General features: G+C 33.1%; 21 protein-coding genes. 2 read left to right on the top strand and 19 right to left on the bottom strand.

Going from position 1 to position 18,889, the window contains the following annotated elements; all coding sequences use genetic code 11:
- Nucleotides 1-11: 11 nt before the first annotated feature.
- Nucleotides 12-4,571, bottom strand: coding sequence for a glutamate synthase large subunit (gene gltB, locus D2K40_RS13990; RefSeq protein WP_117156959.1), 4,560 nt, complete (start codon nt 4,569-4,571; stop codon nt 12-14).
- Nucleotides 4,572-4,701: 130 nt separating this feature from the next.
- On the opposite strand from gltB, the gene gltC reads away from it, so the two are divergent.
- Nucleotides 4,702-5,601 carry a glutamate biosynthesis transcriptional regulator GltC gene (gene gltC, locus D2K40_RS13985; RefSeq protein ID WP_117156958.1) on the top strand — a complete coding sequence of 300 codons (900 nt, stop codon included), beginning with the start codon at nt 4,702-4,704 and terminating at the stop codon, nt 5,599-5,601.
- Between the two features lie 11 nt (nt 5,602-5,612).
- Here gltC and D2K40_RS13980 read toward each other — a convergent pair whose 3' ends face one another.
- Nucleotides 5,613-5,753, bottom strand: coding sequence for a small, acid-soluble spore protein L (locus D2K40_RS13980; RefSeq protein WP_188618841.1), 141 nt, complete (start codon nt 5,751-5,753; stop codon nt 5,613-5,615).
- 118 nt (nt 5,754-5,871) lie between these two features.
- On the opposite strand from D2K40_RS13980, the gene msrA reads away from it, so the two are divergent.
- On the top strand, nt 5,872-6,396 hold the full coding sequence (gene msrA / locus D2K40_RS13975; protein ID WP_117156957.1) for a peptide-methionine (S)-S-oxide reductase MsrA: 525 nt from the start codon (nt 5,872-5,874) through the stop codon (nt 6,394-6,396).
- A 126-nt stretch (nt 6,397-6,522) separates the two neighbouring features.
- Here the strand turns inward: msrA and D2K40_RS13970 are convergent, their stop codons facing one another.
- The 17 genes from D2K40_RS13970 to D2K40_RS13875 form a co-directional block, all read right to left on the bottom strand.
- Nucleotides 6,523-7,134 carry a C40 family peptidase gene (locus tag D2K40_RS13970; RefSeq protein ID WP_117156956.1) on the bottom strand — a complete coding sequence of 204 codons (612 nt, stop codon included), beginning with the start codon at nt 7,132-7,134 and terminating at the stop codon, nt 6,523-6,525.
- Between the two features lie 349 nt (nt 7,135-7,483).
- Nucleotides 7,484-8,545: an SDR family NAD(P)-dependent oxidoreductase gene (locus D2K40_RS13965; RefSeq protein ID WP_117156955.1), complete on the bottom strand. Its 1,062-nt coding sequence runs from the start codon at nt 8,543-8,545 to the stop codon at nt 7,484-7,486.
- A 160-nt stretch (nt 8,546-8,705) separates the two neighbouring features.
- Entirely contained in the window at nt 8,706-9,062 is a 357-nt protein-coding gene (locus D2K40_RS13960) for a hypothetical protein (protein ID WP_117156954.1), read from the bottom strand.
- Nucleotides 9,063-9,756: 694 nt separating this feature from the next.
- Nucleotides 9,757-10,038 carry a DUF4190 domain-containing protein gene (locus D2K40_RS13950; protein ID WP_117156952.1) on the bottom strand — a complete coding sequence of 94 codons (282 nt, stop codon included), beginning with the start codon at nt 10,036-10,038 and terminating at the stop codon, nt 9,757-9,759.
- A 131-nt stretch (nt 10,039-10,169) separates the two neighbouring features.
- Complete coding sequence (locus D2K40_RS13945) at nt 10,170-10,439, bottom strand: hypothetical protein (RefSeq protein ID WP_117156951.1); 270 nt, start codon at nt 10,437-10,439, stop codon at nt 10,170-10,172.
- A 146-nt stretch (nt 10,440-10,585) separates the two neighbouring features.
- Nucleotides 10,586-11,056, bottom strand: coding sequence for a hypothetical protein (locus D2K40_RS13940; protein WP_117156950.1), 471 nt, complete (start codon nt 11,054-11,056; stop codon nt 10,586-10,588).
- Nucleotides 11,057-11,181: 125 nt separating this feature from the next.
- The gene (locus D2K40_RS13935; protein ID WP_162879227.1) at nt 11,182-11,397 is read right to left on the bottom strand and encodes a hypothetical protein; all 216 of its coding nucleotides are present in this window, start codon (nt 11,395-11,397) and stop codon (nt 11,182-11,184) included.
- Between the two features lie 34 nt (nt 11,398-11,431).
- Nucleotides 11,432-11,860, bottom strand: coding sequence for a hypothetical protein (locus tag D2K40_RS13930; protein WP_117156948.1), 429 nt, complete (start codon nt 11,858-11,860; stop codon nt 11,432-11,434).
- Nucleotides 11,861-12,005: 145 nt separating this feature from the next.
- Nucleotides 12,006-12,563, bottom strand: coding sequence for a hypothetical protein (locus D2K40_RS13925; protein WP_117156947.1), 558 nt, complete (start codon nt 12,561-12,563; stop codon nt 12,006-12,008).
- A 107-nt stretch (nt 12,564-12,670) separates the two neighbouring features.
- Nucleotides 12,671-13,051, bottom strand: coding sequence for a hypothetical protein (locus tag D2K40_RS13920; RefSeq protein WP_117156946.1), 381 nt, complete (start codon nt 13,049-13,051; stop codon nt 12,671-12,673).
- Nucleotides 13,052-13,490: 439 nt separating this feature from the next.
- Nucleotides 13,491-14,189, bottom strand: a complete 699-nt coding sequence (locus tag D2K40_RS13910; protein ID WP_117156945.1) for a hypothetical protein — start codon at nt 14,187-14,189, stop codon at nt 13,491-13,493.
- Between the two features lie 105 nt (nt 14,190-14,294).
- A complete protein-coding gene (locus D2K40_RS13905) occupies nt 14,295-14,537 on the bottom strand; it encodes a hypothetical protein (protein WP_117156944.1) in 243 nt (80 codons plus the stop codon).
- A gap of 815 nt (nt 14,538-15,352) precedes the next feature.
- Nucleotides 15,353-16,327, bottom strand: a complete 975-nt coding sequence (locus tag D2K40_RS13895; protein WP_117156942.1) for a GNAT family N-acetyltransferase — start codon at nt 16,325-16,327, stop codon at nt 15,353-15,355.
- Between the two features lie 211 nt (nt 16,328-16,538).
- Nucleotides 16,539-16,766, bottom strand: coding sequence for a short-chain dehydrogenase (locus D2K40_RS13890; RefSeq protein ID WP_117156941.1), 228 nt, complete (start codon nt 16,764-16,766; stop codon nt 16,539-16,541).
- 108 nt (nt 16,767-16,874) lie between these two features.
- The gene (locus D2K40_RS13885) at nt 16,875-17,252 is read right to left on the bottom strand and encodes a hypothetical protein (protein WP_117156940.1); all 378 of its coding nucleotides are present in this window, start codon (nt 17,250-17,252) and stop codon (nt 16,875-16,877) included.
- Nucleotides 17,253-17,399: 147 nt separating this feature from the next.
- Nucleotides 17,400-18,071, bottom strand: coding sequence for a bZIP transcription factor (locus D2K40_RS13880; RefSeq protein ID WP_117156939.1), 672 nt, complete (start codon nt 18,069-18,071; stop codon nt 17,400-17,402).
- Nucleotides 18,072-18,184: 113 nt separating this feature from the next.
- Complete coding sequence (locus tag D2K40_RS13875) at nt 18,185-18,610, bottom strand: hypothetical protein (protein WP_117156938.1); 426 nt, start codon at nt 18,608-18,610, stop codon at nt 18,185-18,187.
- Nucleotides 18,611-18,889: the final 279 nt, after the last annotated feature.

Here is an 18,889-nt window from a genome sequence, read left to right as displayed (position 1 = left end):
ATATCTCCTTTCTACTGTACTAACACTTTTTTACGTTCATCAGGTAAGACAGCGCGATTTTCTTTTTTCGCTTGGAAAGCACTCATTTTTGCTTCCTCTTCTGTTTCACCAGACTCAATAAACGATTCAATTGTTTGAAGCATTAATTTATAATCTTTTGGAATTACTTTAATGAACTTTTGTTTACTTGTTTCCCAATTATCTAATACATCTTTTGCACGAGAGCTGTTTGTATACATTTCGTGGTTTTGAATCATTGTTCTAAGTTTAAGAATCTCTTCTTCTGATTCTAAAGATTCAAATTCTATCAGTTCTATGTTACTTAAAACCTTAAATTTATCTTTATCATCAGCCAATACATAAGCAATTCCACCTGACATACCAGCACCGAAGTTTTTACCAACCTCTCCTAAAACAACGACACTACCTCCAGTCATATATTCACAACCATGGTCTCCAATACCTTCAACTACAATATTTGCACCACTATTACGTACAGCAAAACGTTCTCCGGCATATCCGTTTATATAAGCTTCTCCGCTTGTAGCACCATAAAAACAGACATTACCTGCAATTACATTATTACTAATATCAAAGGTAGATTCTTTAGGAGCTTTTACAATAATCTTCCCGCCAGATAAACCTTTTCCTACGTAGTCATTCGAATCACCTGTAAGTTTTAGCGTCATACCATTTGGTATAAAAGCACCGAAGCTCTGACCAGCAGAACCTGTAAAATTAACCGTAATCGTGTCATCAGGTAACCCTTCTTCTCCATACTTCTTAGAAATCTCACTTCCAACAATCGTTCCTGCTACTCGATTAATGTTTCTAATAGGAAAGGAAGCTTCCACTTTTTCTCCAGTTTCAATTGCAGATCGAACTGCTGGAAGTATAAATCTCATATCTAATGATTGATCAATTTTATGGTCTTGTTTTGCCGTATTAACCCGTGCACTTTTAATTTTTGGCTGATAAGTCAACCTAGATAAGTCAAGATCTTTTGCTTTCCAATGTGATTTTGCACGCTCACTAATTTCTAATATATCTGTACGTCCAATCATTTCAGTTATTGTTCTGAAACCAAGCTTTGCCATTATTTCGCGAACTTCTTGAGCAATAAAACGCATAAAGTTTACAATATGATCTGGATCACCAGTAAATTTTTTGCGTAATTCTGGATTTTGAGTAGCAACACCAACTGGACATGTATCCAAATGGCAAACTCGCATCATAACACATCCCAATATAACTAATGGTGCAGTTGCAAAACCATATTCTTCAGCACCTAATATCGCTGCCATAACGACATCTTTACCTGTTAATAGTTTTCCGTCTGTTTCTAAAATAACTTGTTCGCGTAATCCATTTAACATTAATGATTGATGCGCTTCAGATAAGCCTAGCTCCCATGGTAAACCAGCGTGCTTTATACTTGTTCTTGGTGACGCGCCAGTACCTCCATCATATCCAACAACAGAAATTACATCTGCATTACCTTTTGCAACACCAGAAGCAATAGTACCAACGCCAGATCTCGATACCAATTTCACACTAATACGCGCATCACGATTTCCATTTTTTAAATCATGTATCAACTGAGCCAGATCCTCAATTGAATATATATCATGATGTGGTGGTGGAGAAATTAAGTTAACTCCTGGAGTAGACCCTCTCACTTTTGCTATCCAAGGGTAAACTTTATCTCCAGGTAATTGACCACCTTCTCCTGGTTTTGCTCCTTGTGCCATTTTAATTTGTAATTCATCTGCATTAACCATGTAATGGCTTTTGGCACCAAAGCGTCCAGAAGCAATTTGTTTAATAGCACTGCGACGATTATCACCATTATGATCAACAATATAGCGGTTTGAATCTTCGCCACCTTCACCACTATTACTTTTACCACCTAAGCGATTCATAGCGATAGCCAGTGACTCGTGTGCTTCTTGACTTATTGACCCAAATGACATTGCACCAGTTTTAAAACGCTTTACGATAGAATCAACTGATTCAACTTCATCAATTGAAATTGATTTTTCCGTTTTAAAAGTAAACAAATTACGTAAAAAACCGATCCGTTCTTCATCTGCAGATTGAGAGAATTCTTTATATAATTTATAGTCTCCTCGTCTAGCAGCCCACTGCAACTTATGAATTGTTGTCGGATTATACGCATGATGCTCTCCACTTTTTCTCCATTGAAAATCACTTCCAGGTTCTAACGTATCAGTAATAGATTTCTTATAACCTTCCTGGTGACGTAAGATAGCTTCTTTTGCAATTGTTGCAATCCCAATACCATCAATTTGAGATGCTGTACCAGTAAAATGTTGATCAATCACTTTGTTACTAATCCCAACAGCTTCAAAAATTTGTGCACCGCGATAACTTTGAACAGTCGAAATACCCATTTTAGACATTACTTTAATAACACCTTCAGTTACATTATTAATGTATCCTGCTACTGCATCTTGATATGAAACTGCAAGGTTATCATTAGCTATTTCCTCGCGGTATGTTTCAAAAGCTAAATAAGGTGTAATAGCATCTACACCATAACCTAACAAAGCAGCAAAATGGTGTACCTCTCGCGTTTCACCAGTTTCGATTATCAAACTAGCTTTTGTTCTACTACCTTGTCGTACTAAATGTTGATGCAGGGCACTTACAGCCAATAATGCTGGGACTGGCACGTAATTTTCATCCATTTTACGATCAGACAAGATTAGTATATTTGCTCCATCCTCAATTGCTTTATCTGCTTTGTCAAAAATAGTCTCTAATCCTAGTTGTAGATCATCAATAAATAACGTATCGATCACTTTACTAGTGAATCCTTCATAAAAGTTATTTTTAAATTGAGACAACTGGCTATTAGATAAAACAGGTGTCTCTAACTGAATTCGATGACTATTTTCTGGTACAGGATTTAAGATATTACCTTCTGCTCCTAATAACGTCATCGTTGATGTTACAATTTGTTCACGATACGCATCTATTGGTGGATTCGTAACCTGTGCAAATAATTGTTTAAAATAATTAAATAAAGATTGTGCACGGTTTGAAAGGACTGCAAGTGGCATATCAATTCCCATTGCGCCAATTGGATCTTTTCCTGTTGTTATCATAGGAATTAAATACTTGTTAATATCTTCTGTTGTATAACCAAAAGCTTTTTGTCGTGTGCGTAGTTGATCAATAGGTTGGTCATCCACTTCTACTAAATCTCCACTTAATGAGACAAGATTATCATCTAACCAATCCTGATAAGGGTGCTCCGATATAATTTCGTTTTTTATTTCATCATCTGAAATAATACGTCCTTCTTCCAAATCAATTAGAAGCATTTTACCAGGACTTAGACGATCTTTATACAATATATTTTCTTCTGGCACATCAATAACACCAACTTCAGATGAGTAGACAATATAATCATCTTTCGTTACATAATAACGAGCAGGCCGTAACCCATTACGATCTAAAATTGCACCAATTTGCTTACCATTTGTAAAGGTAATGGATGTCGGTCCATCCCACTGTTCCATTAAGCAACTGTGATACTCATAAAAAGCCCGTTTATCTGGTGAAATATGTGGATTTTTATTCCAAGGTTCTGGAATCAACATCATTGCTGCATGAGCAGGTTTACGACCAGCCAAGGTAAAGAATTCTAATGCATTATCTAATACAGATGAATCGCTTCCTTCTGCATTTAAAATTGGTAATAATTTCTCTAAATCATCACCAAATGCTTCAGAGACAAATTGTTGCTCACGAGCACGCATCCAATTCGTATTTCCTCGCATTGTATTAATTTCCCCATTATGAATAAGATAACGGTTTGGATGAGCACGTTCCCAGCTAGGGAATGTATTCGTACTAAAACGTGAGTGAACTAAGGAAAATGCAGAATTAAAATCTCTATCTTGTAATTCCAAATAAAATTGATCAACTTGATTTGGCGTCAGTAAGCCTTTGTAAACAATTGTTCTATTAGAAAGACTAGCAAAATAAAATTGATGATCATTCTGCTTCGCCCAATTTTCTGCTTGCTTTCGAATAACATATAATTTGCGTTCAAATGCCAGGTCATCTTTAATAGATGAAGCTGCACCTATGAACACCTGCCTAACTACTGGAGCAGTTTCTTGTGCTTTTATCCCGATACTTTTAACATCTGTCGGAACACTTCTCCAACCCAACAAATTCTGTCCTTCTTGTTTTATTAAATAGTTAATTTTTGTTTCAATTTTTTCTCTCTCTTGATCATTTTTAGTAAAGAATGCCATACCAACACCGTAACGCCCTTCTTTCGGTAACTGAAACATAGAAAGCTTACGAAAGTACTTATCTGGTATTTGTACCATTAGCCCCGCACCATCACCTGTATTAGGGTCACTTCCTTGCCCGCCACGGTGGTCAAGTTGACATAACATTTTTAGGCCTTTTTGGACAATATCATGTGTACGTATTCCCTTAATGTGGGCATACAGACCGATTCCACATGCATCATGCTCAAAATCAGGGTGATATAAACCCTGCGCTTCAGGCATTTGATTATAACTCATATAATACGCCCCCATTCGCAATTCAAATAAAGTGTCTATTTTAATTATATGTTTCAATATCGTTCTAAACAATATATAATATAGATAGGAACGTTCTGTATTTGATATATAAACAGGAGAGTGAAGAATAGTGGAATTACGTCAATTACGGTATTTTATAGAAGTTGCTCAACGTGAGCATGTATCAGAGGCCGCTGCCAGCTTACATGTTGCGCAATCAGCAATCAGCAGACAAATAACTAATTTAGAAGGGGAATTAGGTGTACAATTATTTGAGCGAGCAGGAAGAAATGTAAGACTCACACCTATTGGAAAGACATTTCTCCATCACACTAAAGTTGCAATGCAAGCAATTGACCATGCAAAAAAACAAATTGATGAATACATTGATCCTGAACGCGGATCCATAAAAATTGGATTTCCTACTAGTCTTGCTAGCCATCTTTTACCGGAAGTTATGTACGAATTTAAAAAAAATCATCCCAAAATTGCTTTTCATCTTCGTCAGGGCTCTTATAATTTTTTAATTGAATCAGTGAAGAATAGAGAAGTTGATGTTGCATTTCTTGGACCAGTGCCAACAGATGAACCTACAATTAATTGTGATGTACTATTTTCAGAAGACTTATATGTCTTAGTACCAAATGATCATCGATTAGCAAACCGAAAAAGCATTTATCTTTCTGAACTAAAAGAAGAAGATTTTGTTATGTTTCCAAAAGGATATGTATTTGAAGAACTGGCTGTTGACGGATGTAGACAAGCAGGTTTTGATCCAAAAGTAACCTCAGAAGGAGAAGATCTCGATGCAATTAAAGGGTTGGTAGCAGCAGGAATCGGCATTACCCTCCTCCCAGAAAGCGCTTTTAGTGAAATGAAAACAACTTACACATCCAAAATCGCAATAAGTAGCCCTCAATTATCTAGATCAGTTGGGATTATTACACCGAAGCATCGTCATCTTGCTCCTTCTGAAAAGGTTTTTTATAATTTTGTCATTAATCTTTTTCAGCACAAAAATGATCAATAATACAGAATCCGTTATCGTTTAGTATGTGAATGTTTCGCTTTTTGTTCAAGTTGTGATTTAGGTCTTTGATCTGCTTCATCTTCTGAGTAGCCTTGTGGATTTAAGCCCGTGTTCATACTAGGGTCACTTTGCTTTTTCGTTTGTCTTTTCATTTGATCACCTCCATAGGATTTACTTTTCCTAAAATAATAAGAATTTATGCGCAATGATGGACTTTGAAATGTAAATCAGCTAAATTAATAATACGAGAAAGTTTTAGGGGGAACTGAAATGACAGAGATAAACATAGCCACATTCGCTGGTGGATGCTTTTGGTGTATGGTAAAACCATTCGATCAATGGGATGGTGTGCACAAGGTGGTTTCTGGTTATACAGGTGGAGAAATTGAAAATCCTAGCTATGAGGAAGTTAAAAATGGGGAATCAGGACATTACGAGGCTGTTCAAATCAGCTATGATCCGAATATTATCGATTATAAACAAATCGTAGATTTATATTGGCCACAAATTGATCCAACCGATCCAGACGGACAGTTCCATGACCGTGGTCCGCAATATCGAACAGCCATTTTTTATCACGATATGAAACAAAAAAGTATAGCAGAAGCATCAAAAAACACATTAATAGAAAGCGGGAAATTTCAAAAGCCAATTGTAACTGAAATTTTGCCAGCACAAACTTTCTATCCAGCTGAAGAATATCATCAAAATTTTCATCAAAAGAATCAAGCAGAATATTTAGAAGATCGTGCTAAATCAGGTCGAGACGATTTTATTAAAGAAAATTGGAAATAAATCAGATGATATTAAAAACGTTAGACACTTCATCATTGAAGTGAGCTAACGTTTTTAATATTTACACAAATCTATATACTGCGACATATCACTTTGTTTCACAAGCATCCCTTAAAGTTTATTTAATTAAATGACTCGTTGTGCCCAAAGGAAACGATCATAACTCCATGAACCCCAAATTGATAGGATGACAACATCTTTTTCTGAATTTAAATTTGAAATCCAATAACCATCACCCATATATATTCCCACATGAGAGACCCTGCCATTATCTCCAAAAAACATAAGATCACCTTTTTTCAGGGCAAGGTTCTTGTTTTCATCATAAAATGGAACAGGCGTACCAACATGTGATGCTTGTTGCCAACTAACACGTGGGAGCCAAATACCAAATTTCTCATAAATATGTTTCGTCCAACTTGAACAATCAGCGGTACGTGGGCTTAATGAATAATCAGCCCCGAGTTTATAGTCAGTAACATCTTGTAAACTAACGGCATAATCGATAATATCTTGAGCAAGATGTGATGAACGAACGTTAATTTTTTGTCCTACATCAATCCTACTTGGATTACTTAATTGTGGATTCAAATTAAGTAGATCGCGATAATTCATCTTATATTGCTGTGAAATCTTCCATAAAGAATCTCCCGGTTTAACATAATACGCAGCATCAACGATTTGTGGAGTAGCTATTAATACAACAAGAGTTAAAAACATTCCAATTATCTTTTTCATTTATTATATCCTCACTTCACAATTATTTTAATAGTAAAAGTATTACTATACTTTGTGAAATAAAGAAGAAAATATGCATTAAAAAGTAAATCTTATAATGGTCTACTCTCAAACAGTGTCGTTTAAAACAAAAAATAGATGCATTTCTGTAACGGGTTCCGTTACCTATCGCAAAACTTCGAATTGCGTGCCAAAATGTTAATAAAGATGTGTATTAAATTGCGCTGTATTTTGCAGCGTTTTTTGTTTGCAAAAAAATAACCCAGTTCGATATGAACTGGGTTATAACTGCAATATTTTCATCTAATTCTTATTCAACTAAAGCCACCCGTTATTGCAAGAACCATTATTATTTGTCAATTTCCTCTATTAGAACATTTGGGCAATTCATTACAGACAATAACTCTTCTAAACTTGTTAGTTCAAAAGGACAAACTATACCTTTCACTTTTTTTAAAAGTGCTATTTTTGCTAATGAAGCCGTCACCATCGCTGTTGTATGATAGTCAGAGGAAGTAGATAATGATAATATTTTTACACTTTCTTTGTTATCAACAATTCCTTTTACCTCCACAGTTAGAAAAGTATTTTCATTTTTATTAGGATTATGTTTTACAACCTTAGAAAGAACTTTATTATTTACCTTATGTATAATATCAATCAAGCCTGTTCTTCTAAGTAAAGAAATCTGCTTATCAAAAGCAATTACATTCCAAGAAGTCCAATAATTTATTGGTGCAGTTGTTAACTTTTCTTTTAACAATAATTTCTCTGAATGATTTATAAGTCTTACTTCTATTTCTTTAGTATGATTTAGAAAATGCATTTTTCTTTTTTTAGTAAATCCAGGAAGAACTTTATTCTGAAAAACAACTGGTTGAGAAATTATCTTTAACATATCTAAAATTCCTGATACTCCTGCCTTGGCATTCGTGTTTTGTAATAATGCTACGTTTACCTCTTTTACTTCTTGAAAGTTTGAAATAGCATTTTTTATCATTAAGCCTGATAATCCTGGGAAAAATCCTGACATTATTACAGAACCTATATTATTTTTTTCTGCACTTTGATTTAGTTCTATTACTTTCTCTAAAAAGTCATAAAACGGAGTAACATCTATACATAATATCTCATTTTCTATACATATTTTTTGAATGTGAGGCACTTTCTGTTTTAATCCAACTACTACAACATCCACATTTTTAATTGCTTGTTTTACACTTTCTTCATCACTTACATCTATCTGTTGAAATTGAACCTCTTTGTTAAATGAGGTTGCTAACGTCTTTCCTCTTTCTACTTTATAATCTGTTACTATTAACTTTATTTGATTTTCAAATATTCTAAGAAGTTCATTGCAAACTAACTTACCAAGGACTCCTGATGCCCCAACAACCATAATTTTTTTCATAATTTTCAAACCTTCTTCCCTTTGACACTATTACTAAATTTTAACATATTATTCATACTTCTTATTTTAATTCTCATTAAACTTTTTTACGTAACAACAAAAAAGCGTATCTGTACTTGTTGTAGATACGCAACCCGACAGTTGAATAAACCTACATAGGTTATTCTAGAAGAGTTGAAAACAATAATTCTCCTGTATTAGAAAAACCTTTTATGTTAATTGGGGTAATTACCTGTCCATTTACCTTCTTAAAGAAAAAACGATTTTCGTTAGAAGTTATTAGTGGCACATCTTCATAAAAATTTTCTTTAGTTTCCACTGTAATTTTATTTATCTTCGGATTTATTACTTGCCCGAAATAGTATGCTGTCTCTGTTTCCCCTTCTCCTCCTGCACTCCATGTAATTTCATCACCTTTTTCAGGAGGATAATAAGTAGAAGACAACGCATTTTCATTTCCACTCTTATCTCTGATTTCCCAAAAACCAAGCCAGTTTTGACTTAATTCTCCAATCATTATGGAATATTGATTTTTGTAAATTGTTAACCATTCGCCATCAATTTTTCTTATAATATAAACATCCTCTGTTCGTGGAGACCAATCCTTCGTAGTATGAAAGACATCTTCTTTCGTAGGTTCTTGTTTATGATTGTAAATGATGAAAGAAGTAAAACTGATAACAATTATAAATATACTAATTACAATCTTCTTAATATTGCTCCCTCCTTAACCTTTTCAACAATAGCACCCGTTACTTCAATAAGTTGTATAGTATTATTGATTTGGCTTACGCAAGAAAATAAAAAAGGTAACGATAAATATAAGTGAAATAATCAGTTGTATTAAAACCGTCCCAATGGAAGTAAACGTAACAAAGTTTCCGTTGATTAAAGTAAGAATTAAATTTAATAGAATTAAACATAAATGAATTGTTGATGTAATTGCAATCCTCTTATAAACTATCGAACTTGCGATGAACATCCAAAGTATAGATGTTATAACAATTTGAAAAGGAGTAATAAAAATCATAGCAAATCCTGCTCCCATTGTTAATGGTTCATACCACGGAAACCACTCAATAGTAGATGTTATGATAAAGAAGAATATTGCAAAAAGTATGATTTGTATTACACTTGAGCTTATGAATACCGTAGGTTTTAATATATTTTTCACATTCCCACCCCTTTTTGTTTTTTAACAATCCTGCCAGTTAGCTCAATAACAACGTGCCAGCAGTTATAGAGATTAGTAGTGTAATGAAAATGCCAAGCACACAAGAAATAATAGCAATAATAACTTTCTTTCTGTCGTTAAATCCTGAACGTTTCATTTGTTTCATTCCGATAATTCCAAAGATAAGTCCGATAATACCTAATATCAATCCTATACTAATTAAAGAAGTTAAAATTGATAATATCCCCAGAACCAATGATACTGTAACCTTCTTGTTTACTTGATTAGATACATCACTTGCAATCTCTACATTCCCCATTTGTGGCATCTCCTTTAATTTTCTTATTCCTTGTTCAGCACACCTACTCGTTAGCAGAATAAGCAATAGAAGCTGTGACATAACAACTCTTTGTTTAACTAAAATGCACTATATGCTGAGATGTAAAAAGTTTAATCACTTTTTAAATCTCCTATTTCTTCTATTATTTTTAATGTGCAAACGGTTACGGTTCCTGTTAAAAATACTAATGCTGCTATGATTGATATGCTATAAGCTGCTGAACTGTTAATATTTAGGTTAGAGACTGTTAAAAAGACAAAACCTATTACTACTAAATTTAGTCCTCCAACTATTCCACCGTATAATACTTTTCTTATGTCGAAAAATACAAAACCAAAAGTCAAAGAAGTAATTAAAATTAGAGATAATACGCCAACCATTTAATTCACCACCTCTTCTTAAATTATAACTGCCCGTTATCGCCATAACAGAATCTACGGCTTCTTCCACTAAAGCACCTGTTTGTTTAATAAGCTATTAAATAGAATTTTTCAATCTATTTCAATTAATTTCTAATATTAAATATTCAGTTTTGCAATTCCCCATCTATAAACTTCTCATTAAACTCTTCTCTCCAGGTTGCTATAAATTGATCCATCTCTGTGTCACTTACAGAACCGCTTTTCCTAATAAATTCGCCTATCTCTCCATCCATTGAAGCTATATATTCGTTAAATAAATCCCAATCTATATCGTCCTGTTCTTCCACAAAGTTTTCCACATCATCAAAGAAATCGGCATTTCTAAGATTCATTCGATGGAATCTAGCAATATTATGATAATAGGATGCCTCTAGATCAAGTAATGACTCATGAATCCGCTCTTTGCTCGCATCCTCTCCAATTAGAACAGATACTTCATCCGCTGCATTAGTAAATTCTAAATAGCTACGTATTTTAATATTCTTCAGCTCTTGAGTTTTTTGATATAGCATAATAGATAATATAAAAATGACAATAATAAGCACTGTTGGTAACACATATCTAATACCTTTCACACAATCCCTTCCTCTCCATGATCGTCTATTGTTAAACTCTTCTGTCTCTTTAGTTCAATAAGCAATAGGAGCTGCGACATCAAGAATTCCTTGTTCAACCATTGCATCCCTTATGTTTAATAAGATTAATTGTCTCTATATTTTTCTGCATCTTCTTCCATGTTCTTATCTTCGAAGTGAATTTCATCTCTTTTCAACTGAATTCTGACTAATAAATCAAGTTTTTCATTTATACTTGAAATAGTCCAAACAACAAATCCAATTGCCACCACAATTATGATTAAAATTATAAATCCCGTAGCTTCCAAATAATCAACTCCTCTAAAACTAACCTTGTTCAACTCTTGCCCCCGTTAGCACCATAAGATAATTGAACTAAAAATGCTTTATCTTTTCTATGTCAATAGGAGAGTTTAATACTTCATAATGTCCTTTATTAAAATCTCCTTTATTTACTCTAACAACAGCTTCTTCTACTTTTATAGAATAGCTTTCATCCTTAGTTATTAGAGATATAGAAATGTTTTCATCTTGCCAGTTGTATCCGCTTACTTTCATTTTTTTAACCTTATATTCATCTAAAAATTTCAGGAAATTATTGATTGTTTCTTTGTCTTGTACCTCCCAAGTTGACTTATCAGACGACATAAAAACCAAAGCGGTTATGTCCTCATTCTTAATATCAATTGCTTCAATAATTGTTTTTTCTTCATAACTTGCTTGATAATTTGCCCAATAATTGTAGATATATATACTAATAGCAATTAACACTAAGCAGGCAATAAAAATTACTACTTTTCTCAAAGAATCCTCCCTTTATAGCTCTCCATATTTTAACATAAAAATCCAACTTCCTTGTTCAATAATCCTGTCAGTTAGTTCAACAAGCAATAGGGGCTGCGACATCAATAGCTCCTCGTTCCACTAGCCACCCGTTAGCACAATATGGTTATTCCAGTTTAGAGTAAGTATTCTCCATTTTATTTACTAACTTTTTATAAGCATCGGCAATGATAAACGGTCCTTTTGCGTCCATAAACTCAGGAGAACCTCCTGTATCTTGTTTAAAAACTTGCCACGCCGTTTTCATCTCTTGGAGAACTTCTATATCAACTGGCTTATTATTGTTGTCCATATTCAACAACTTTGCATTAGAAAGCCGATAATCCAATAACCCTGTTTTTCCATTTTCAGTTGAAAATTTTTCGTTTAATTGCTCCTCAGAAAGAGATAAAGCAAGATAAGTCCTCATTTGGCTTTCCTTATTTCTTAATGCAGAATTAAGGGCTTCTCTATTTTCTTTTGATTGGTTCTCAATTACTTTGTCAAATAAGTAAAATAATGAATTGTAGCTCATAGCATTAGTTAATCTCATTTTGGATATAGTAATTTTTCTTTCTAAATCTGCTCTTTGACCATTTACAATAGCTGCATAAATACCTGTAAAGACTAAAGCACCTGCTAAGAACACAAATAAAATTTTTTTATTAACTGTTATCCCCCCCATGCAATGTACCGTAAAAATTTATTCATTCTTAAACTCTTTTGTTTCTATTAGTGAGAAAGCATTATTGTTTGTTGCAGTAATGCTGCCTTTTGTGGAATAAATTAAGGTTATTCAAAAGGTAACTGGAGTTCGCTGTTATACATAATATCTTCACTAAAATCCCAATATCGACCTTCTACATCCAAATTTATAACTTTCTTGTAATAACCCATTTCAAATAATGTCTCATTCCCACTTTTAAAGTGTAATCTGAAGTCAGGCGATTCAAAATCCATATTTGATGTGGTACCTGTTTTAGCATTATCTAATTCCTTTACAAGTTCATTAATAAATTCTTTATCGTCAATAGTAGCCATCAATTCTTCACTGCTCCATTCATAAACCTCGATACTGGAAACATCTTCGCTTAAATTAAGATTATTATTTTGGCATCCAATTAAAATGAAGGACAATAAAAGAACTACGAATAATGATTTAATTTTTGGCATTAAAATTCTCCCCCTTTTACTAAGGCAGACGTTAAATAATAACTAAAAGTTCCAAGTCCTGTTAAACATTACTTATAGTAAGACGAACAATGCTATTTCTTATTGAAGAAAAGCTCTCCGTTAGCTCAATAGCGATTACTTTTTTTATTTAGTATAGAAAACACAAATGAAATTATCACAAATATCAAGCCAGAGAATACTAATCCTGTCCCCATCCAGAGTTGAAATGGTCCTCCACCAAAATGGCTAAAAGGAAATGGACCATTGATTATCCAGATGTATCTGTCATAATCCCCGTGAATAAACCAGTACAAAAAAATCGGACTAATAAAAAAGACAAGAGATAGACCTAAGAATAAGGATGATAACAGCTTATAAATGGCTTTCAATTCTTTCCCTCCCTAAGCCTAAGCGACGCTTATTGAATAATAGCCGCCCGTTAATTCAATAAGACATTATCTATATCGAGTAAATCGTTATCCCATAAGAATTTTTGTGTGTTTTGCTCAATATCCACTACTAAATTCACCCAAAATTGTTGTGATAAACTGTTTTCACCGTAATGCTCTCGGAACTGCTGTGTATTAAAGACTAAATCATCTTCATTATCAATTACACCGAATACATTATCCTTCACGGTACTTACCCATAGTGAATTCAATTCTTTTATTGTAATAATTTTTTGCCTCATATCATCATTAAGTTCAATTTTCACCTCATCCAAATTACTACTGTCTATACTTTCCTCTTTAATCATTTCACCAAAAAAAGCAGCTATTTTTTGAGCAGTTCCACCAGTTGTATTTTGTGTAGCACCGTGTTCTATACGTTCAAAAATTTTAGCGAGACCGTTATATTTTTGATAAAGCTCCATCATGTAACCACTATTCCTTGCTAAAAAGTATGCATCACCTTTAGTAATGACTTCTTCATCTATAATATTTTTGTATATTCTTTCATTATCAACAATTGCATTAACTAAATCTTGCATATCATTTTTAACACTTAGTGAGATATATTCTTCATACATTTTTTTCTCTTTATATTGGGAATAGCCTATAAAAACTAAAACTGCAATAACAATAACAGTAAGTACACTTTTGTAATATTTCGTTATAAAAATAGCACATCCCCCCAATTTGATTACCCTTTACCAGAACAATCTAATATCTTTATTAAAAATTACTTCCCTTTAGTGAAAAAGCGACTGTTCTTATTAAACAATCGCCACCCATTAGTAATATTAATTATTCCTTAATCCTCTCCATGCTGATAGGATAATTGGTAATGCAAATACAAAAACAGTTCCTAATGCTACGATTTGTATTAAAAACTTCAATAATCTAAAAAAAGTATATACAAAATAGAAATCCCATAGTCCTATATCATCTAGGACATCAGAAACAATTTCAAAAGCAGGCATTGAGACAGAAAAGATTAGCCATCCAGCAAATGCAAAAATAATATATTTCATATTTTTATCCATTAAAAATTACCTCCACTACTTTAAGAATAACATTTGATTTAACTCTTTTATTCTTCAATTCCCTTTTCATTGTTTTACAAGCTTTTGTCTTAAAGAAATTAGGTCTTTCTTTTCTGGTGAGCTAATTTCCGAATATTTATCTAGTAAAATAAACTGCAAGTTAGTGAAAAAGCAACTGTTCTTATTAAACAATCGCACCACTTAATGCAATAAACTCAATGTTTTTAATCTTTTTTAGAATCGCTACTAGATTAAGATAAAAGATAATAGCTAAAATTGGCATAAAATACAATAATCCTTCCCGTTAGCGCAACAAGCTCTAGAAGCTACAACATCAATAGTTCCTTGTTTCACTAACGCTTACCGAAATGAATTAACTCTTATCTTTCATCAATCATTCTAATATCATAGAAAAGAAGCTGAAATGTTATAAAAAAAACGATAGGTAAAGCAAAGTATAAAATGATAAGGGGAGTTCCTTCCATTACTTTGGCTTCTACTAAACTATGTGCTGTTCCTTCCATGATAAGAGATAAAATTATAGTTGAAGTAATACTTAGTATAAACCTTAAACCTTTTCGCTCCTTCTTTGCTTCATAAAAACATGCAATACTAATTATTAGTAAAACAATATTCAAAAATAAAAATAAAATAGTATCCTCTCCTTTAATGTTTCATTAACCTACCCATTAGCTCAATAAGCAATAGGAGCTGCGACATCAACAGCTCCTTGTTCCACTAAAGCCCCCTTCACTTTAAGTACAACTCTTCACAAAGTCAGCGCAAATAGAGAGATCGTTTTGCTACATAGACCTTTAAAGGAATTCTATTTCAGTAATTCGTTCATCTACTCTTCTTACCATACTGTATGTATAAGGAGTAAAGTGTTTATTCCAAAAAGATCTCCCGGTTGTATTAAATGCCTCAAAATCTACACCACATAATGAATATTCTTTTAGTTTAAGCCAATCCTGTATCTCGTTAATTAACTTCAATCCAACCCCAATCCCTCTTTCATCAGGGAATACATAGGCACCTGTTATATTCATAACCTCAGGATGGTCTGATATAAAATTCTCTGCTGTCGGTTGGATTCTCATATAGCCTACAGGTTTCTTATCCTTATAAGCAATCCAAATATGCCGATTTTCTTCCATGGACCAAGCTATTAGGTCATCAACTGGATCTTCTTCAGCATTCGGCATGAAAATCGGGGAAGTTCTGTAATATAAATTATGTTCTCTATGAAGCTTCGCAAGTTGAATTATGTCGTCTGTCGTACTTTTTTTAATTTCAATCATAGACCCATTATTATAAGGTATACTTTGAACTCTTCGTAACCCATCGACACCTCTTAACCCAAAGCCTAACCAAAACCAGTTATTTATCGTATTGTGCTCATGCGCAAAACACGTTATAGCATGTGAGGTGTACGAACGTTTAACCCATTTACCAGCAGAATACTTGTATAATTCTTCATATAAACTAGATTTATACCGCTTTGAAACTCCATGTCCGAATAAAGGTACATAAACGCCTTTGTTCTTACCGAAGAAGCTGTCATTTATTAAATACCCAGCTATAAAACCTACTAACTTATGATTATCAATAGCAAGGACTCCTGATCCATTATGAAACAAGTGCAACACCTTGTCTTTCAAATCACCTAATAATTGCGTCTCATGCGGTAGAAAAGGAACAGATTTTTTTTCATCTTGATAAGAAGATAATACTAATTCAATCGCTTCATTTACATATGAAGGCTTAAGATCTATAAATTCCACAACCATAACTTCATTCCTTTCTAAATATATTTTTTAATTTAGAATCTATCTATACACTTTTCTAGTATATTCTTCACAATTAAAACACACTAGAAAGTATAACTTCTATTATCTATATGGCTTCTTATTCTACATTACTCATTACGAAAAAAAGACCATCCTGATCCCAAATCCTTGTTGCATATATGCATCCAGTTTGTTCAAAATATTGTTTGAATTATTGACTATTCCCCACATCATCACCAACTTTTTCATTCTCTCCTGAGTAAGCATTTTCATAAAAATCAACAATCCATTGGTTTTTATCAATAATGAAATGACTTATTAACATTGCAAGGAAAAATGATATTGTCGGAAAGTTAGTTTTAAGTGTTCCTGCAACAACCACAAATAAAAATATTGATAAAAATATAAGTGTAATTAAGTAGACTATTCCTTTTTTCATAGGTTTTCCCTCTCTAAATTGTCTTTTATTAAAGTCTAATGCGCCTTTATTTCATTAAGTAATTGAAGTTAGGGCGTCAACTACGCCTTGTTCCACTAAGGCTCTTCGTTAGTGAAAAACCTCTTCAGGAACATCCCAGAGGAAATAGTTTCTTGAAAATAACCTTGTTTCTACTACTACATTCACTCCATCTTTCGTAAATACAAAGCCAGAACCCATTTGTTCTTTAAACTGCCACTCATTATCTTTCATAAATTCTTTAATTACTTTTTCTTGGGAGCCACGTTTATTCTTTGAAACGCACCTAATTCCGTGAGAAGTATCGGTAACTTTAATGTAATCATTGTTTGTGAACTCTAATTTAGTTATAGATGCAATAATCTCAGTTGTATTTTCTTCTTGAAACAAGGCATTTCCAAATCTAATTACTATAAATCCAATAGCAACTATCAATACCAATAAAATAACTACTAAAAACTTTTTCAAGAAATCACCTTCTTGTTAATCAAAAATTATTAATTACATTTTATTCAACTAAACAATAAGCAATAGGAGTTGCGACATTAACAGCTCCTTGTTGCACTAAAGCACTCCTTTAGTTGAAGAAAGTTTCTCATAAAATAAGCGTTTATCTTATTCGTACATATACCAAATTGTTATTTCACTAACAACATTTTCGGCAAAAGAAAATCTGATACCTGTTTTTTCACCGTAGTTAATACTATTATCTTCGTGATTACTACCATCTTCAATTGGGTAGAAGTTTTCACCGTAGGAATCGATTACCTGTTCTTTAGTTGAACCTACTTTGATACCACGTTGAGTTACAAAAGTTTCATCTTTTAAAGTCATCCACTTAATTAGTTCATCCTGGAAAGTAAAAGATGCATTGTCATAATTGACTTCTGTTTCTTCACATCCACAGTGAGCTTCTTCAATATAACTCCTAACATTATTTGGTTTCCCCATGATATTTTTAGTCTGTTCCAGGGTTAAATCTTCTCGGAACATCAACACTGGCTCAATATAAAATCCTTCGTCATAAATGTTAAAATCAACGTTAAAACTTACATCTTCATATTCTTCAATTAAATCTTTCAGTGTGTTTATTTCATTTTCTAAACCCGTATTGGCTTCCTTAAAGTTTTCTACTTCAGTTTCAAGTTTGTTTTTAGAATCTTTTAATTGGGTATTTTCGACTGTTAAACGCTTGACCTCTTGTTTTAGTTCGTTTGTATCCTCTGATGTACAACCTACCAGTAACAAGGTTAATAAAATAAAAAAAAGATAATTTTTAATAAACATTTTGCCCTCCCCATTACCTTTACAGTTGAAGAATTCTGTCTTTTACTTGAATAAGAATATAGGAGCTGTCGAAGCGACAACTCCTTTTAAAGCACCCTTTATTGAAATAAATCCTATTCAATATCTTTAATTAGTGACCTTATAAGTAAAATCCCTGAGAGAATACCTAATATTAATATTGTATTTATGTCTTGTAACGGGGCGAACAGAATACCCTGCAAAAAATTATGATACGAGACAAACCCAAGTTGTTCGACTATGAGTGACATAGGAATAAGGCTTATAATTAGTAAGATAACAGAAGGAACTATGAGCCAATTAAGTTTCAAATTACCTGTTATTATTTTTAATAAACGTTTCCACTCAATTAGTACCCCTAACAAAATACTTAGCAAGGTCATATAGAAATAATTCCAATCTGTATCCTGTCCTAGCATTATTGAGCCATTACTTGTAACGACATCATTAATTGCAGAAATTGCATTTATTATAGTCAACCCCAAGATTACAACAATCACATACTGAATTACTTTCCCCACAATACATTCCTCCTTTAAATCTTATTTCCCTACAACTATACTAATGATAATCCAATGCTTTTTTTCTCAAAATCCCCTCCAGTATAGTGCAATTTCTTTCATTGAACTATCCTGCCAGTTAGTGAAAAAGCGACTGTTCTTATTAAACAATCGTCAGCAATAGGTAAGCATTTGAGGTTATCTCCAGCTTTTCCCCTGCTCCACACGGAGCGTGCTAGTTTCCCAGCACTCCGCGTTCCATCTAAAGATATGTACTAAATTATAAGTTCCTAGTTACTC

Origin of the sequence: Paraliobacillus quinghaiensis (assembly GCF_003426025.1) — a bacterium.
GTDB classification, from domain to species: domain Bacteria; phylum Bacillota; class Bacilli; order Bacillales; family Amphibacillaceae; genus Paraliobacillus_A; species Paraliobacillus_A quinghaiensis.
The sequence above is the reverse complement of the archived record's forward strand: the minus strand, read 5'-3'. Positions and strand labels throughout refer to the sequence as shown.

What these genes read in the sequence shown, in the direction of transcription:
- gltB (WP_117156959.1), bottom strand. Translation starts at nt 4,571, where the DNA reads ATGAGTTATAATCAAATGCCTGAAGCGCAGGGTTTATATCACCCTGAT.
- D2K40_RS13980 (WP_188618841.1), bottom strand. Translation starts at nt 5,753, where the DNA reads ATGAAAAGACAAACGAAAAAGCAAAGTGACCCTAGTATGAACACGGGC.
- msrA (WP_117156957.1), top strand. Translation starts at nt 5,872, where the DNA reads ATGACAGAGATAAACATAGCCACATTCGCTGGTGGATGCTTTTGGTGT.
- D2K40_RS13970 (WP_117156956.1), bottom strand. Translation starts at nt 7,134, where the DNA reads ATGAAAAAGATAATTGGAATGTTTTTAACTCTTGTTGTATTAATAGCT.
- D2K40_RS13965 (WP_117156955.1), bottom strand. Translation starts at nt 8,545, where the DNA reads ATGAAAAAAATTATGGTTGTTGGGGCATCAGGAGTCCTTGGTAAGTTA.
- D2K40_RS13960 (WP_117156954.1), bottom strand. Translation starts at nt 9,062, where the DNA reads ATGATTGGAGAATTAAGTCAAAACTGGCTTGGTTTTTGGGAAATCAGA.
- D2K40_RS13950 (WP_117156952.1), bottom strand. Translation starts at nt 10,038, where the DNA reads ATGGGGAATGTAGAGATTGCAAGTGATGTATCTAATCAAGTAAACAAG.
- D2K40_RS13945 (WP_117156951.1), bottom strand. Translation starts at nt 10,439, where the DNA reads ATGGTTGGCGTATTATCTCTAATTTTAATTACTTCTTTGACTTTTGGT.
- D2K40_RS13925 (WP_117156947.1), bottom strand. Translation starts at nt 12,563, where the DNA reads ATGGGGGGGATAACAGTTAATAAAAAAATTTTATTTGTGTTCTTAGCA.
- D2K40_RS13920 (WP_117156946.1), bottom strand. Translation starts at nt 13,051, where the DNA reads ATGCCAAAAATTAAATCATTATTCGTAGTTCTTTTATTGTCCTTCATT.
- D2K40_RS13905 (WP_117156944.1), bottom strand. Translation starts at nt 14,537, where the DNA reads ATGGATAAAAATATGAAATATATTATTTTTGCATTTGCTGGATGGCTA.
- D2K40_RS13895 (WP_117156942.1), bottom strand. Translation starts at nt 16,327, where the DNA reads ATGGTTGTGGAATTTATAGATCTTAAGCCTTCATATGTAAATGAAGCG.
- D2K40_RS13890 (WP_117156941.1), bottom strand. Translation starts at nt 16,766, where the DNA reads ATGAAAAAAGGAATAGTCTACTTAATTACACTTATATTTTTATCAATA.
- D2K40_RS13880 (WP_117156939.1), bottom strand. Translation starts at nt 18,071, where the DNA reads ATGTTTATTAAAAATTATCTTTTTTTTATTTTATTAACCTTGTTACTG.